General features: G+C 61.5%; 13 protein-coding genes. 5 read left to right on the top strand and 8 right to left on the bottom strand.

Going from position 1 to position 13212, the window contains the following annotated elements; translation table 11 throughout:
* Positions 1 to 10: 10 nt before the first annotated feature.
* Together NCR40_RS01320 and queF are read left to right on the top strand one after the other, a co-directional pair.
* Positions 11 to 928 (top strand): 5'-nucleotidase, encoded by a 918-nt coding sequence (locus NCR40_RS01320; RefSeq protein ID WP_250462936.1) that lies wholly within the window; start codon positions 11 to 13, stop codon positions 926 to 928.
* Positions 925 to 1749 carry an NADPH-dependent 7-cyano-7-deazaguanine reductase QueF gene (gene queF, locus NCR40_RS01315; RefSeq protein WP_244826952.1) on the top strand — a complete coding sequence of 275 codons (825 nt, stop codon included), beginning with the start codon at positions 925 to 927 and terminating at the stop codon, positions 1747 to 1749. Before NCR40_RS01320 ends, queF begins: the two co-directional genes overlap by 4 nt.
* A gap of 43 nt (positions 1750 to 1792) precedes the next feature.
* On the opposite strand, the gene NCR40_RS01310 is transcribed toward queF, so the two are convergent.
* The 3 genes from NCR40_RS01310 to NCR40_RS01300 are packed head-to-tail and all read right to left on the bottom strand — an operon-like array spanning position 1793 to position 4593.
* On the bottom strand, positions 1793 to 2179 hold the full coding sequence (locus NCR40_RS01310; RefSeq protein WP_244826950.1) for a RidA family protein: 387 nt from the start codon (positions 2177 to 2179) through the stop codon (positions 1793 to 1795).
* A 31-nt stretch (positions 2180 to 2210) separates the two neighbouring features.
* On the bottom strand, positions 2211 to 3704 hold the full coding sequence (locus tag NCR40_RS01305; protein ID WP_250508544.1) for an N-acyl-D-amino-acid deacylase family protein: 1494 nt from the start codon (positions 3702 to 3704) through the stop codon (positions 2211 to 2213).
* Between the two features lies 1 nt (position 3705).
* Complete coding sequence (locus NCR40_RS01300; protein ID WP_250462928.1) at positions 3706 to 4593, bottom strand: MurR/RpiR family transcriptional regulator; 888 nt, start codon at positions 4591 to 4593, stop codon at positions 3706 to 3708.
* Between the two features lie 144 nt (positions 4594 to 4737).
* Between NCR40_RS01300 and NCR40_RS01295 the strand changes: the two genes are divergently transcribed.
* The gene (locus tag NCR40_RS01295) at positions 4738 to 6012 is read left to right on the top strand and encodes an amino acid deaminase (RefSeq protein ID WP_250508543.1); all 1275 of its coding nucleotides are present in this window, start codon (positions 4738 to 4740) and stop codon (positions 6010 to 6012) included.
* Between the two features lie 4 nt (positions 6013 to 6016).
* Here NCR40_RS01295 and NCR40_RS01290 read toward each other — a convergent pair whose 3' ends face one another.
* Together NCR40_RS01290 and NCR40_RS01285 are read right to left on the bottom strand one after the other, a co-directional pair.
* The gene (locus NCR40_RS01290; RefSeq protein ID WP_250462921.1) at positions 6017 to 6496 is read right to left on the bottom strand and encodes a MarR family winged helix-turn-helix transcriptional regulator; all 480 of its coding nucleotides are present in this window, start codon (positions 6494 to 6496) and stop codon (positions 6017 to 6019) included.
* 20 nt (positions 6497 to 6516) lie between these two features.
* On the bottom strand, positions 6517 to 8112 hold the full coding sequence (locus tag NCR40_RS01285) for an MDR family MFS transporter (RefSeq protein WP_244826945.1): 1596 nt from the start codon (positions 8110 to 8112) through the stop codon (positions 6517 to 6519).
* A 113-nt stretch (positions 8113 to 8225) separates the two neighbouring features.
* Between NCR40_RS01285 and NCR40_RS01280 the strand changes: the two genes are divergently transcribed.
* Positions 8226 to 9074 (top strand): EcsC family protein, encoded by an 849-nt coding sequence (locus tag NCR40_RS01280; protein ID WP_244826944.1) that lies wholly within the window; start codon positions 8226 to 8228, stop codon positions 9072 to 9074.
* On the opposite strand, the gene NCR40_RS01275 is transcribed toward NCR40_RS01280, so the two are convergent.
* From NCR40_RS01275 to NCR40_RS01265, 3 genes are all read right to left on the bottom strand, one after another.
* Positions 9044 to 9973 (bottom strand): alpha/beta hydrolase, encoded by a 930-nt coding sequence (locus NCR40_RS01275; RefSeq protein ID WP_250508542.1) that lies wholly within the window; start codon positions 9971 to 9973, stop codon positions 9044 to 9046. The genes NCR40_RS01280 and NCR40_RS01275 overlap by 31 nt on opposite strands.
* A 31-nt stretch (positions 9974 to 10004) precedes the next feature.
* Positions 10005 to 10409, bottom strand: coding sequence for a CHRD domain-containing protein (locus NCR40_RS01270; RefSeq protein WP_250508541.1), 405 nt, complete (start codon positions 10407 to 10409; stop codon positions 10005 to 10007).
* A 237-nt stretch (positions 10410 to 10646) separates the two neighbouring features.
* Complete coding sequence (locus NCR40_RS01265; RefSeq protein WP_284503747.1) at positions 10647 to 11831, bottom strand: porin; 1185 nt, start codon at positions 11829 to 11831, stop codon at positions 10647 to 10649.
* Between the two features lie 437 nt (positions 11832 to 12268).
* Between NCR40_RS01265 and NCR40_RS01260 the strand changes: the two genes are divergently transcribed.
* The gene (locus NCR40_RS01260; protein ID WP_250508539.1) at positions 12269 to 13204 is read left to right on the top strand and encodes a LysR family transcriptional regulator; all 936 of its coding nucleotides are present in this window, start codon (positions 12269 to 12271) and stop codon (positions 13202 to 13204) included.
* Positions 13205 to 13212: the final 8 nt, after the last annotated feature.

Raw genomic sequence — 13212 nt, 5'->3', positions numbered from 1 at the left:
TCGAGACTTCATGTCCAAGTTCACGCTCGAAGACAAACTCGTCGTCGCAATTTCGTCGCGCGCGCTCTTCGACTTCGAGGAAGAAAACAGCGTGTTCGAGGCGGGCGATCTCGCGCGTTACGAAGCGCTGCAACGCTCGCGGCTGGACAATCCCGCGAAACCGGGCGTGGCATTCGGACTCATCCGCAAACTGCTCGCGCTCAATGCGGGCGAGCAGCGCGTGGAAGTAGTGATTCTTTCGCGCAGCGATCCTATCAGCGGCCTGCGCGCGTTCCATTCGTGTCGTGAGCATGGACTGGCGATCGAACGCGGCGTGTTTACGCGCGGCCGTTCGCCCTTCAGCTACTTGAAACCGCTGCGTGCGTCGCTATTTCTATCGGCGAATCCAGACGATGTACGCGACGCGCTCGCCGCCGGTTTTCCCGCCGCGCGCGTGCTGCCGGAAACGCCGCGCGCAGCGAGCCGTTACGCGGATGAAATTCGCATTGCGTTCGATGGCGACGCCGTTCTCTTCTCCGATGAAGCCGAGCGCGTGTTTCAGGCCGACGGTTTGCTCGCCTTCGTCGGCCATGAAACGAACAAGAAAGATCTGCCGCTGCCGGGCGGACCGTTGAAGCCGCTGCTCGAAGCGCTGAACAAGCTGCAACGCATTGCCGCCGCGAATGAAGGCGAGCAGGCGGCCATGCATATCCGCACCGCGCTCGTCACCGCGCGTTCCGCTCCCGCGCACGAGCGCGCGATCCGGACGTTGATGGCGTGGGACATCGAAATCGACGAAGCGATGTTCCTGGGCGGTCTGGACAAGGGCGAATTCCTGCGTGAATTCGAGCCCGACTTTTTCTTCGACGATCAAATTCGCCATTGTGAATCGGCCCGCGGCGTGAGTCCGACCGGGCATGTTCTCAGCGGCATAGCGAACGCAACATGACACCCGAACAATCTCCGCTCGGCAAGCCTGTCCACTACACCGAACAGTACGATGCGTCGCTGCTGTTTCCGATAGAGCGCAAGAGCGCGCGCGATGCCATCGGCGTCGGCGCGCGGCTGCCGTTCTTCGGCACCGACATCTGGAACGCTTACGAGCTTTCGTGGCTGAACGCGCGCGGCAAGCCGCAGATCGCGGTGGCGACGTTCTTCGTGCCGGCGGATTCGCCGAATATCGTCGAATCGAAGTCGTTCAAGCTTTACCTTGGCTCGTTCGCGCAGACGAAGTTCGACTCCATCGACGACGTGCGCGCGGCCATCAAGCGCGACGTATCGGCGATCTGCGGAGCGACCGTATCGGTGCAACTTGCCGCGCCGGCAGATTTCGGCAAGCTCGCGATGGAAGAGTTCGATGGCTTGTCGCTCGACAGGCTCGATCTGGATACGGACATCTATATGCCCGATCCTTCACTGTTGAGCGCGACGCATGGCGAAGCACCCGTCGACGAGACGTTGTATTCGAATCTGCTGAAGTCGAATTGCCCGGTGACGGGACAGCCGGATTGGGGCAGCGTGCAGATTCGCTACTACGGCGGGCAGATCGATCACGCGGGTTTGCTGCGCTATCTGATTTCGTTTCGCGGACATACCGGTTTTCACGAGCAATGCGTCGAGCGCATTTTCATGGACGTGATGCGGGAATGTCAGCCGGAAAGGCTCGCGGTGTACGCGCGTTACACGCGGCGCGGCGGGCTGGATATCAATCCGTTCCGGACGAATTTCAATTTGCCGATGCCGGATAATGCGCGGTTGGCGCGGCAGTGAAGCTCGTCAATGCGGCTCCGACTTCCCGGAGCCGCATTGATGTTCAAGCCGACGCCTTCTTATAAGCCACGCAATCCACCTCGACCTTGCAATCGATCACCATTGACGACACCACGCAAGCTCTCGCCGGCGGATTCGCGCCGAAGTACTCCTTGAAGATCTTGTTGAAAGAAGCGAAATCGCGCGGATCGTCCAGCCAGACGCCGCAGCGCACGACATGCTCCGTGCCGTATCCCGCTTCCGTCAGAATGGCGATCACGTTTTGAATTGCCTTATGCGTCTGCTCGACGATTCCGCCGTTGATCACTTCGCCGTTCTCCATCGGCGTCTGGCCCGACACGAAGAGCCAGCCATCGGCCTCCACCGCGCGTGCAAAAGGCATATGCGCCCCGCCTTGTCCCTTGCCGCCTTCAACGCCATATCGCTTCATCGTTCAACTCCTTGATTCAATCGTAAAGAATTCAAAACGCGCCCTGCGCATCCAGCTTGGATGCCGCGCCGCGCGCCACGAAACGTCCCGCGCGCGCGCCGGTCACGGCGGCATCGCGATACGTCAAAACCCCATTCACCCACACCGCGTCAATGCCGTCCGCCGCCTGCTGCGGCTTCGCGAAGGTCGCGGCATCGCGCACACGCTCGGGATCGAACACGACCAGATCGGCGTGATAACCCACTTTCACTTCGCCACGCTCGGGCAGGCTGAAACGCCGCGCCGTCAGGCTCGTCATCTTGCGCACCGCTTCTTCGAGCGGCATCAGCGCCGTATCGCGCGCGTAGTGGCCAAGAACGCGCGGAAACGCGCCCCACAAGCGCGGATGCGGCAGCGGATCGTTCGGCAAGCCATCCGAGCCAACCATCGTCGCGGGATGCGCGAGAATGCGCCGCACATCGTCTTCCGACATGTTGTGATACACCGCGCCCGCCGGCTGCAAGCGTTTTGCCGCATCCTGCTGGCTCACGTTCCACTCGGCCGCCACCTCGCGAATCAGCTTGCCCGCCATCTCCGAATGCGGCTCCGACCACGTGATGGTGATGTCGATATCCCCCGTCACCTGCTTCAGATCCAGCGTCGACGAACTGCGGTTATACGGATAACAATCGCAACCGAGCGGCTGACCCTCGCGCACCGTTTCGAGCGACTTCAGCACTTCCACGCTGCGTCCCCAGTTCGACGGTCCCGCGCACTTCAAATGCGAAATCACCACCGGCACACGCGCATGGCGACCGACGCGATACGCCTCTTCCATTGCATCGAGAATTGCATCGAACTCGGTGCGCATGTGCGTCGTGTATAGCGCGCCTGCCTTGGCAAGCGGCTCGGCAAGCGCCTCCACTTCCTCTGGCGGCGCGTTGAACGCCGAACCATAAGCCAGCCCGCTCGATAACCCCAGCGCGCCGTTATCCAGCGCTTCTTCGAGTTGCGCTCGCATGCCATCCACTTCAGCGCCGTTCGCCGCGCGATCCAGCCGGTCCATGTGATTGTTGCGCAGCGCCGTATGGCCGATCAGCGCGCCGACATTCACGGCGGGACGCGCTTCGTTGACGGCATCGACATAAGCGGCGAAGGTCGGATATTTGAACGCGTCGGCGTCGCCGAGCAGATTCATCGGATCGGGCGGGTTGCCCTTCAACGTCACCGGCGACGCGCTGATCCCGCAATTGCCGACGATCACCGTGGTCACGCCTTGCGTGATCTTCGGCATCATCTGCGGCGAGCGGATCACGTGCGTGTCGTCGTGCGTATGGACGTCGATGAAACCGGGCGCCAGCACCTTGCCCTGCGCGTCGAACACTTCATCGGCGTTCCAGTTGGCGAGGGCGCCGGGCGCCACGATGGCGACGATGCGGCCATCGCGCACCGCGACATCGCGCTCGACCGCGGGCGCACCCGTGCCGTCGATCACACGCGCACCGATGATCAACGTATCGGCCTTCTGCTTCGAGGGCGATTCCATGTCAGTCTCCCAAAGGTTGCCGCTCGCCGCCGCCACGATGCGCATCGAGCGCGTGCTTCATGCGGCGCAGCAGTTCACGGCTGTGATCGGCCTGCTTCACCGCGAGTTCGGTGACGAGCAGATCGAGCGCCATCATCATTGCGTAACGCGACGACGAAGGCTTGTAGATGAAATCCGTTTCTATTGCGATGACCGGAATGAGCCAGTCCGCGAGCTTCGCCAGCGGCGACGCCGGCGCGGTCAACGCGATCACGCACGCGCCGTATTCACGCGCGATTCGGCAGCTTTCGAGCATCTCCGGCGTCTGCCCCGTCACGGACAGCGCGACAACGACGTGTTCGCTCGATAACGTCGATGCCACCATGCGCTGCAGCAGTCCGTCCTGATACGACGCCACCGGCCGCCCGAGCCGCACGAGACGAAAGCGCATCTCGTCGGCGAGCGCGGTCGAGCCGCCGCCCATGCCGAACACGTAGATCATCGACGCAGCCGCGAGTGCATCGGCGGCTTGCGCGATGGGCGCGGCACGCAGCGCACCCTGATTCTGTGCGAGCGTGGCCTGCACTTCCTCGAAGATACGCGCGGCGAGTGTTTCAGGCACGGCGTCCGGTTCGGGCTTCAGAAAGCGTTGCCCGACGCCCGCCGCCTGCGCGAGCCGCAGCTTGAGTTCGCGCACGTCCTGACAGCCGACCGCTTTCGCAAAGCGCGTGACCGTGGCGATACTTACTTCCGCCTTGTCCGCAAGCGCGCCGATGCTTGCCCGTGACGCGCCCGTGAGATCGTCGAGGATCAGCGCGGCGACCTTGCGCTCGGCACTGCGCAATTCGGGCGCGCGTTGCGCGATGCGCGCGACGATATCGAAGGTGAGCGAATCGGCGTGGCCGTTCATAGTGCTGACAGGGTTAACCCACAGTGTATGTTACTAAATAACATTTCAACGAGAATGCTACTTTGGGTAACATGATGCCGTCAACCGCGACGCCATTTTAAGCACCGACAGAATCTATTCATCCGGACGATGGAGTAGCAGCACATGAAAGTTACAAACTATCAGAACGCGACAATCGACCCGTTTGGCAAGGGTCTCGGCATGGTGCCGGGCACGGGCATCAATCTGACGGACGCGGCGCGTCTGCAATGGAACCTGCTCGAAGAGGACGTGAGCTTGCCTGCCGCCGTGCTGTATGCAGAGCGCATCGAACACAATTTGAAGTGGATGCAGGCGTTCGTCGAAGAGTACGGCGTGAAACTCGCGCCGCACGGCAAGACCACCATGGCGCCGCAACTCTTTCGCCGCCAACTCAACACCGGCGCGTGGGGCATCACGCTTGCCACGGCGCATCAGGTGCGCGCGGCGTATCGCGGCGGCGTGTATCGCATCCTGCTGGCGAATCAGCTCGTCGGCAAACGCAACATGGGCATGATCGCCGAGTTGCTGACGGACCCGAACTTCGAGTTCTTCTGTCTCGTCGATTCAGCGGATGGCGTCGATCAACTGGGCGCATTCTTCAGCGACGTGCACAAGAAGCTGAACGTGCTGATCGAACTCGGCGTGCCGGGCGGACGCACGGGCGTGCGCGACGACGCGCAGCGCGAAGCCGTGCTCGCGGCCATCGCGCGCTGGCCGGGCACGATCGAACTGGCGGGAATCGAACTATACGAGGGCGTCTTGCAGGACGAATCGAAGGTACGCGACTTTTTGAAGAGCGCCGTCGACATCACCCGCGCTCTGATCGATGCTGGCAAGATCGCGCGCAAGCCGGCGATTCTCTCGGGCGCGGGATCGGCATGGTACGACGTGGTCGCCGACGAATTCGCCAAGGCGAACAGCGACGCCATTGAAGTCGTACTGCGTCCCGGCTGCTATCTGACGCACGACGTCGGCATCTACAAGAAAGCGCAGAACGAAATCTTCGCGCGCAATCCCATCGCGAAGAAGATGGGGCAAGGGCTTAAACCCGCGCTGCAATTGTGGGCGTACGTGCAGTCCATTCCCGAGCCGGACCGCGCGATCATCGGGCTCGGCAAGCGCGATTCCGCATTCGACGCGGGCTTGCCGGAACCGGCGAAGCATTTTCGTCCGGGCACGGAAGCGCCACGCGATATCTCGACGGATGAAGGCTGGGAAATTTTTGGCCTGATGGACCAGCACGCTTACTTGCGCATCAAGCCCGGCGATGATCTCAAGGTCGGCGACATGATCGCCTTCGACATCTCGCACCCGTGTCTCACTTTCGACAAGTGGCGTCAGGTGCTCGTGGTCGATCCTAAATACCGCGTCACCGAAGTGATCGAAACGTTCTTTTGACGCGTCAGGCTTTTTCGGCGGCGGTATCGACGAGTGCGGCGTTCGCCGCGTTTTGCACCGCGACTTCCTGAATGCGCGCTTCGAGCATATGAAGCGCGCCCGACAGCGCCTCGATGGCGTCGTCCGGCAACGATGCCATGGTGTCGTGCAGAAACGCCGTGCGGCGTGGCATGCCCTCTTCCGCCGCCGCGCGGCCTTGCGCTGTCAACGCGACATTCGACACGCGATTGTCGCGAACATCCACGCTGCGCACGACCCAGCCGAGACCTTCCAGCGTCTTCAACTGACGAGTCAGCGCGCCCGGGTCCACGCGCAGGCGTTCGACGAGTTTCTTCTGCGACACCTCGCCCTCGTGCTCATGCAAGGCGAACAGAATGCGCCAGCGCGGCATCGGCTGGCCGACGGCTGCTTCGAACGCCGACATGAAAGCGCGATACGTCCGCCCGAACTGCTGCACCACCGCGATACGTTCCTGTTCGTTCATGCTCTCGATTCCGTTGTAATTCATTCGGCGAGGATGACCGGTTCGTGCGTTCGTTTCAAGCGCACGGGCGGCACGCGGCGCGACTGCCAGAGCGAAACGACCGCGACGACGGCCGCGACCGCCAGGCCGATGTGGATTGCCGCCACCAGCGATTCGCGCGCGGATTCGAGCAGCATCGCGCCGTTATGACCCGCAGCCGCAAGCTGCGCGAGCAGCGTGTCCTGTCCTTCGCGATTGATGAGGATTTGCGGATCGGAAAGATCGCCGAGCCAGTGCATTGCGTGATCTCGTTCAAGCGCGAGGCTCACGCCGCTCGCGTACAGATGGCTCACGAGCGTGCCGGTCAATGCCGTGCCGATCATCCCGCCGATCATGCGTAGCGATTGCAACAATGCCGTCGCAATTCCCAGATGCTGACGTCCCGCGGTCTGTTGCGCGAACACGGTGAGGTTCGGCATGACGAAGCCCAGGCCGAGCCCGCCCATCAGCATGACGACGAGCAGCATGGAACGCGGCATCGTATGCGTGGCGATCACCACGCCGAAACACGACGCGGCGAGAAACGCGAAACCCACGTACAGCATGAGATTCGCGTTCTTCAAACGCGTCACGATTCGTCCGTTCACGATACTGCCAATGGTAATGAACACGACGAGCGGCGTGATCATCATGCCCGCGTCTTTCGGCGACATGCCGAAGCCGCCCTGGAACAGCAGCGGCGCATAGAACAGCAGCGAGAACATGGTGAAGCCGCCGAGAATCGCCAGCGTGAACAGCGCGGCGAGGCTCTTGTTGCGGAACATATCGACGGGAAGAATCGCGTAGCTGCAACGCAGTTCCCACTTCCACAGGCTGTAGGACGCCACGATGGCCACCGCCAACAGCATCGCCGTCTCGACACTGATGCCGTGCTTCGGCAACATCTCGACGAACAATTGCAGCGCGCCGAGCGCAACCGCGATCAGCGCGGCGCCGGGCCAGTCGAGCCGCATCTTGCCTTCGTGCGCGACATGCCGCAGATGCGGCAAAAAGCGCCAGACGAAGAACAGCGACAGCACGCCGACGGGCAGATTCACGTAGAACACCGAGCGCCAGCCGTAATACTGCGTGAGAATCCCGCCGAGCGAAGGGCCGACCGCATTGGCGATGCCGAAAGCGGAACTCATCAGCACCTGCCAGCGGAGGCGCACGACCGAATCCGGGAACAGATCCGCGATGCACGCGAACGCGGTGCCAACCAGCATCCCGCCGCCGATGCCCTGCAAACCGCGCGCGAGCACCAAAAACATCATGCTGTTGGCGAGTCCGCACAACACGGACGCCACCGTGAACACGATAATCGAAGCGATCACGAAGGGTTTGCGACCGTAGTAGTCACCGAGCCGCCCGAAAATAGGCACGGTAATGACGGAGGTCAGCAGATAGGAGGTCGCGACCCAGGCGTAGAGATCGAAGCCTTTGAGTTCGGCCACGATAGTAGGCAGCGCGGTGCCCACGACGGTCTGGTCCAGCGCGACGAGCATGGTGACGAAAGAGATGCCCAACATCGCCATGAGCGATTCGCGGAAGGGCAAGACCTGTCCGCTGGAGTGATGCGCGGCTGTGTGAACGGCCATTTTTGTGGACGCAATTATTGACGAGTCAAAGAATGGGGAATCATAGCACGCTCGCGTGCTCTAAGCCGTGTGGCCCACCGCTCTCTTCATGCACGTTCCCGGACATTTTTCGTATGCAACCGACGCCCATCATCACTTCGCCGCTTACTGCCGAAGATTTCACCGCTCTGTCCCGCGCGAAGGAGGCGCTCGAAAGCCCTTCGCTCACGATGAAACTGGCGAGCGTGGTCGGCGCGCCGATCGAAAAACTCATGGGACGGCTTCCAGCCTCGGCCCAGGGGAAAGTCGACGAAGCCACGCAAGTCGCGCTCAAGAAATGCCTGCAGCTTGCGCTGCGCACGCTCGGCAACAGCGCGCCGTCCGACTCGCTGCTCGCGCCGCCGCCGGACAAACCGCGCAATCTGATGCACAAACTCGCCGTCGCGACGACGGGTGCGGCGGGCGGCGCATTCGGCTTGTTTGCGTTGCCCGTCGAGTTGCCCGTCACGACCACGTTGATGTTTCGCTCGATTTGCGACATCGCGCGCAGCGAAGGCGAGGACGTGCATCGCGTGGAGACGCAGTTGCAATGCATGATGGTGCTCGGCATGGGCGGCACCCACAAAGACGACGATAACGCCGACATCGGCTATTTCATCGTTCGCGGCGCGCTCGCGCAGTCCATCTCGCGCGCGACCAACGAAATCGCGGCCAAGGGATTGAGCAGTCATGGCTCGACCGCGTTGCTCAAATTCTTGCAGACCATCGCGTCGCGCTTCTCGGTGCAGGTCAGCGAGCAGGTCGCGGCCAAGTCGATTCCGGCCATCGGCGCGGTTCTCGGCGCCATGGTCAACACCGTGTTCATCGACCATTTTCAGCAGATGGCGCTCGGACACTTCACTGTGCGCAGACTCGAACGGCAATACGGAACGGCGGCGGTCGAGCGCGCGTATCAGACCATCGAGGTGATCGGCGGGCGCTGAGCGTTGCCGGCGCTCGTCGTGGTCGATATGAAACGCGCGGCTTGCGTGAGCGCATCGCGCGCTTCGGGCATGAATGGCGCCCAGATCTGGAAAATATGCGGGACGTTGCGCCAGATTTGCAATTGCACGTCCACGTTGGTTTCGCGCGCTATCTTCGCGACGCGTGTGGCATCGTCGAGAAGCAATTCCGTGTCGCTTGCTTGAATCAGGAGCGGCGGCAGGCCTCGATAATCGCCGAAAAGCGGTGATGCGTAGGGATCACGCGAATCGGCATCGCCGAGATAGAGCGCGGCCACGCGCGGGAAGACCGATGCGTGGAACATCGGGTCACGGCCTTCGTTTGCTTGCATCGACGCGCCGCCGCAGGTCAGGTCGGTCCACGGCGAAAACAGAACCGCGCCGGCGGGCAATGGAACCCGTGCATCGCGAAGCGCGAGCAATGTGGCGAGCGTGAGGCCACCGCCGGCCGAATCGCCCGCAATGACGATCGATTTTGCATCGATGCCCGACGCGAGCAGGCGGAGGTAAGCGGCAACGGCGTCGTCGAGCGCGGTCGGAAAGCGATGCTCGGGAGCCAGCCGGTAATCGAGCGAAAACACGTCGGCATCCGCACGCGTCGCAAGACCGAACGTGATCGCTCGATGACTGCGCGGCGAGCAAAAGTAATAGCCGCCGCCGTGGAGATAAAGCACCGTTCGTCGATCATGCGCGGCGCTCTCGCGGCGCAACCATTCGCCATCCGGCTCGATATCGAGTCGCCATCCCTTCGGTACACGCGGCAACCAGATTCGACGCGATGCGTAGGTCCGCGCGCGCTCGACATCGAGTGTCGGCTTCGCCGTTTCCGGCCGCATTTGCCGCTTGAGCAGCCAGCATGCGAACGCGCTTTGCCAACTCATCGTAGCGGGCTCAGGCTTTGAGTCGAGCCGATCAGTTCGATGGCATCACCTGACCGCGAAGCTCGCCGGTCGGGTTTTCCTGTGTGTGAATGTTGAAATACCATTGCCCCGCCATGAGGTCCGTGACCTGCTGCTCGGTGAGCGTGGCCCGACCTTTCATCGGACTGGCGAGCGCATGTTTGTCGGCGGATACTTGCGGCTTCGCGTTCTGACCGACGGGCGCGGGACCGTGGAAGTGGGCCATCGTGACCGGGCCGGAAAGCTCGGCGTAAGTCGCGGTCCAGGTGATGACCTTGGTGTCGGTGTCGAACGTGGCGTCGAGCATGCCGTGGCCTTTGCTGACGCGTGGCGGGACTTCGCTCGATGGCTGCAGATTCGCCTTCAGCGCGATGGTATCGGCGAATGCCGCCGAGGATGCGAGCAACGTGAACATCATGGCTGCGATGCAGCGGACATGTGGTCTGCACGTCGGGATCATTCTGGCTCTCCTTGGTGACGGCCAAGCGCTTCGCTTTCATATTGTTGATGCGCTTACGGCATCGCCATGGTAGAGCATTCGGATGATCGATGTTTTCCAGCGTACGCCGTTCGCGCGCGCGAATGCAAAAAGGGCGCCGCGCGGCGCCCTTTTCTTTCTACTGCTAGCTAGCTACTGCTTACAACTCAGCCCGCTTTAGAAGCGGTGACGGATACCAGCCGTCACGAGAACCTGACGGCTGCTCGACGATGCTGCTGCACCGCTGATTTGAGCCGACGGGTATTCGTTTTCCGGCAGACCGCTTGCAATTTGCATCACGCCTTCAGCGTAGACGTCCGTACGCTTGGACAACGCGTAGTCGGTCTGCAAGCCGAACTGGTGATAGCGAACGCGCGTCGATTCGCCTGCGGCACCCAGCTTCTGGTTGGTGAACGTGTAGGCCGCACCCAGCGACAGCGCCGGCGTCAGAGCGTAACGAGCGTTTGCTTCGTAGTTGTTCGTGACGGCCGTAGCGTCGAAGTTGCTGCCGTCTTGACGAACTTGCGTCCACAGCAGGCCGAATTGCATAGCATTCGTCGAGTAGCTGGCGCCTGCGCCGAACGTACGTTGACGGATCGTGCCGAATGCGGCTTCTGCTGCCTCTGCCGGCTGACCGGCTGCTACAAACGCGTCACCGACGACATGCGGAACGACCGTAGCACCGTTGATCGCGCCGACGTTGTTACTGTTGATGCCGTTTGCTTGCGTGTAAGCAATGCCAGCCTTGATCGGGCCGTTAGCGTAGCCAGCACCCAGGCTGTACGCGCGATTCGCCGCGAAGCTGCCTGCCGAGTTCGAGAAGCCGTACTCGCCGCCGAACGTCAGACCAGCATAGTTGGCGCTCTGGAACTTGACCGAGTTGCTGAGACGGAAGTTGTTGCCGTCCAGGTTATCCAGGTTGTCCGGGTGCGCGAAGTACGTGCCGCCGAACGTGCCCGTTGCGCTCAAAGGACCAAGGTAGTCAGCCACGGCGTCGTTCTGACGACCCAACGTTACCGTGCCTTGGTTCGTCGAAATGCCGACATACGATTGGCGAGCAGCACCGGCGCCGCTACCGTTTGCCGGGTTGAAGCCGCTTTCCAGCCTGAAGACTGCCTTCATGCCGTTGCCCAGATCTTCAGCGCCCGTCAGGCCCCAACGGCTGTCTTGCACGTTGTTGCCAGTGACGCCCCATGCGCTTGCCTTGTTGTAGTCCGAACCCGGTGCCGAGCGCACGTTGTTCACGAACGTGAAACCTGCGTCCAACGTGCCGTACAGCGTGACGCTGCTTTGTGCGCTTGCAGCCGTGGCGAACGATGCAGCCAGAGCGGCCACTGCGGCTCCGATAAGATTCTTTTTCATGCGAATTCCTTTGATTGAGTCACGAGACTCGATGAGTTGCTTAAGGCCGCGGCGCGGCACATCTGGGATCGAAGCCCCGGAGAAAGCCTCACACCGATATTCGGCAGCCCAAAGTGTATGGCGCGGCTTTTTGCAGAGACCACCAAGGAACACGCAAAAGGTCTTTCGAATAAATCAAAAAATAGAATTTCAATATGACTTAACGCTTACACATCTGGTACTTACCCGAATGCTTTTTCTTTAACGAGATGGACCAGGCGCAGCATCGTTGCACACATGCGACAGTGGCTGACGAGCGACAGCGAGAAGACATCGGAGTCATCCTATTCACAAGATGTATCGGGCTACGTAACATCGCGCACGCGAGGCGGCACTCCTGCCCTCGCTGACTTCGCACCGATCACCCGCAGCTCACGCTTTCGTCAGGCCATCCGCTAATGAACCAATTACAGGCGATGCGCGTCTTCCTCAAAGTCGCGGAGACATCTTCTTTTGGCCGTGCGGCCGCAGCGCTCGATCTTTCGAACGCCGTGGTCACGCGCTATGTCTCGCTACTCGAAGCGCATCTCAATACCCGCTTGCTGAATCGCACGACACGAAGCGTGTCGCTGACTGAAGCGGGCAAGGAATACGCCGATGGCTGCCGAACAGTGATCGAACACGTCGAGAATATTGAGGCATCAGTAGCGAACAGTTCAGTCGATCCATCCGGAACACTCAAGCTCGTTGCATCGGCATCGTTTTCCTTGCTCGAACTCACGCCCATGCTGCGCGCTTATCGCGATCGCTATCCGAGCGTGAAGCTCAGTCTTACGCTGCTCCATCGGCCGGTCGATCTCGTCGATGAAGGCTTCGATGTCGGCATCGTCGTGCCGCATCTCGTCAATAGCGGCACGCTCATCAACCGGCCACTTTTCAAGGTCGCCGCGGCACTCGTCGCATCGCCCGACTATCTCGCCCGCCGCGGCATGCCCGCGCGGCCCGCCGCTCTCGTCAAACACGAGTTTCTCGCGCCGTCCACGGATATTCACGGATCGAAGTGGTCATTCACCAGTCCGACGGGTTCGCGCGAGGAAGTGTCGATCGACCCGTCGTACACGGTGAACAGTTCACCCATGTTGCGGCAGGCGGCGATATTGGGAATGGGCATTGCCGTATTGCCCGAGAGCTATGTCCGGCAGGACGTCGAAGCGGGCGCGCTCGTGCGCTTGCTGCCGGCCTACACGCTCAACGACGCGGACAAGGAAGTGTCGATCGTTTATCCGGGACGCAGACACGTATCGGCTAAGACGCGTTCATTCGTCGACTTTGCGCTGATGCATTTCCGCGACCGTGCGACGTCCGATATCGGCGCGGCCAGTCTTTCCGACTAAAAGAAAAA

Source organism: Caballeronia sp. GACF4 (genome assembly GCF_023631025.1).
Taxonomy (GTDB): Bacteria; Pseudomonadota; Gammaproteobacteria; order Burkholderiales; family Burkholderiaceae; genus Caballeronia.
Note: the sequence above shows the minus strand (reverse complement) of the source record. Positions and strands in the feature narration are given on the sequence as shown.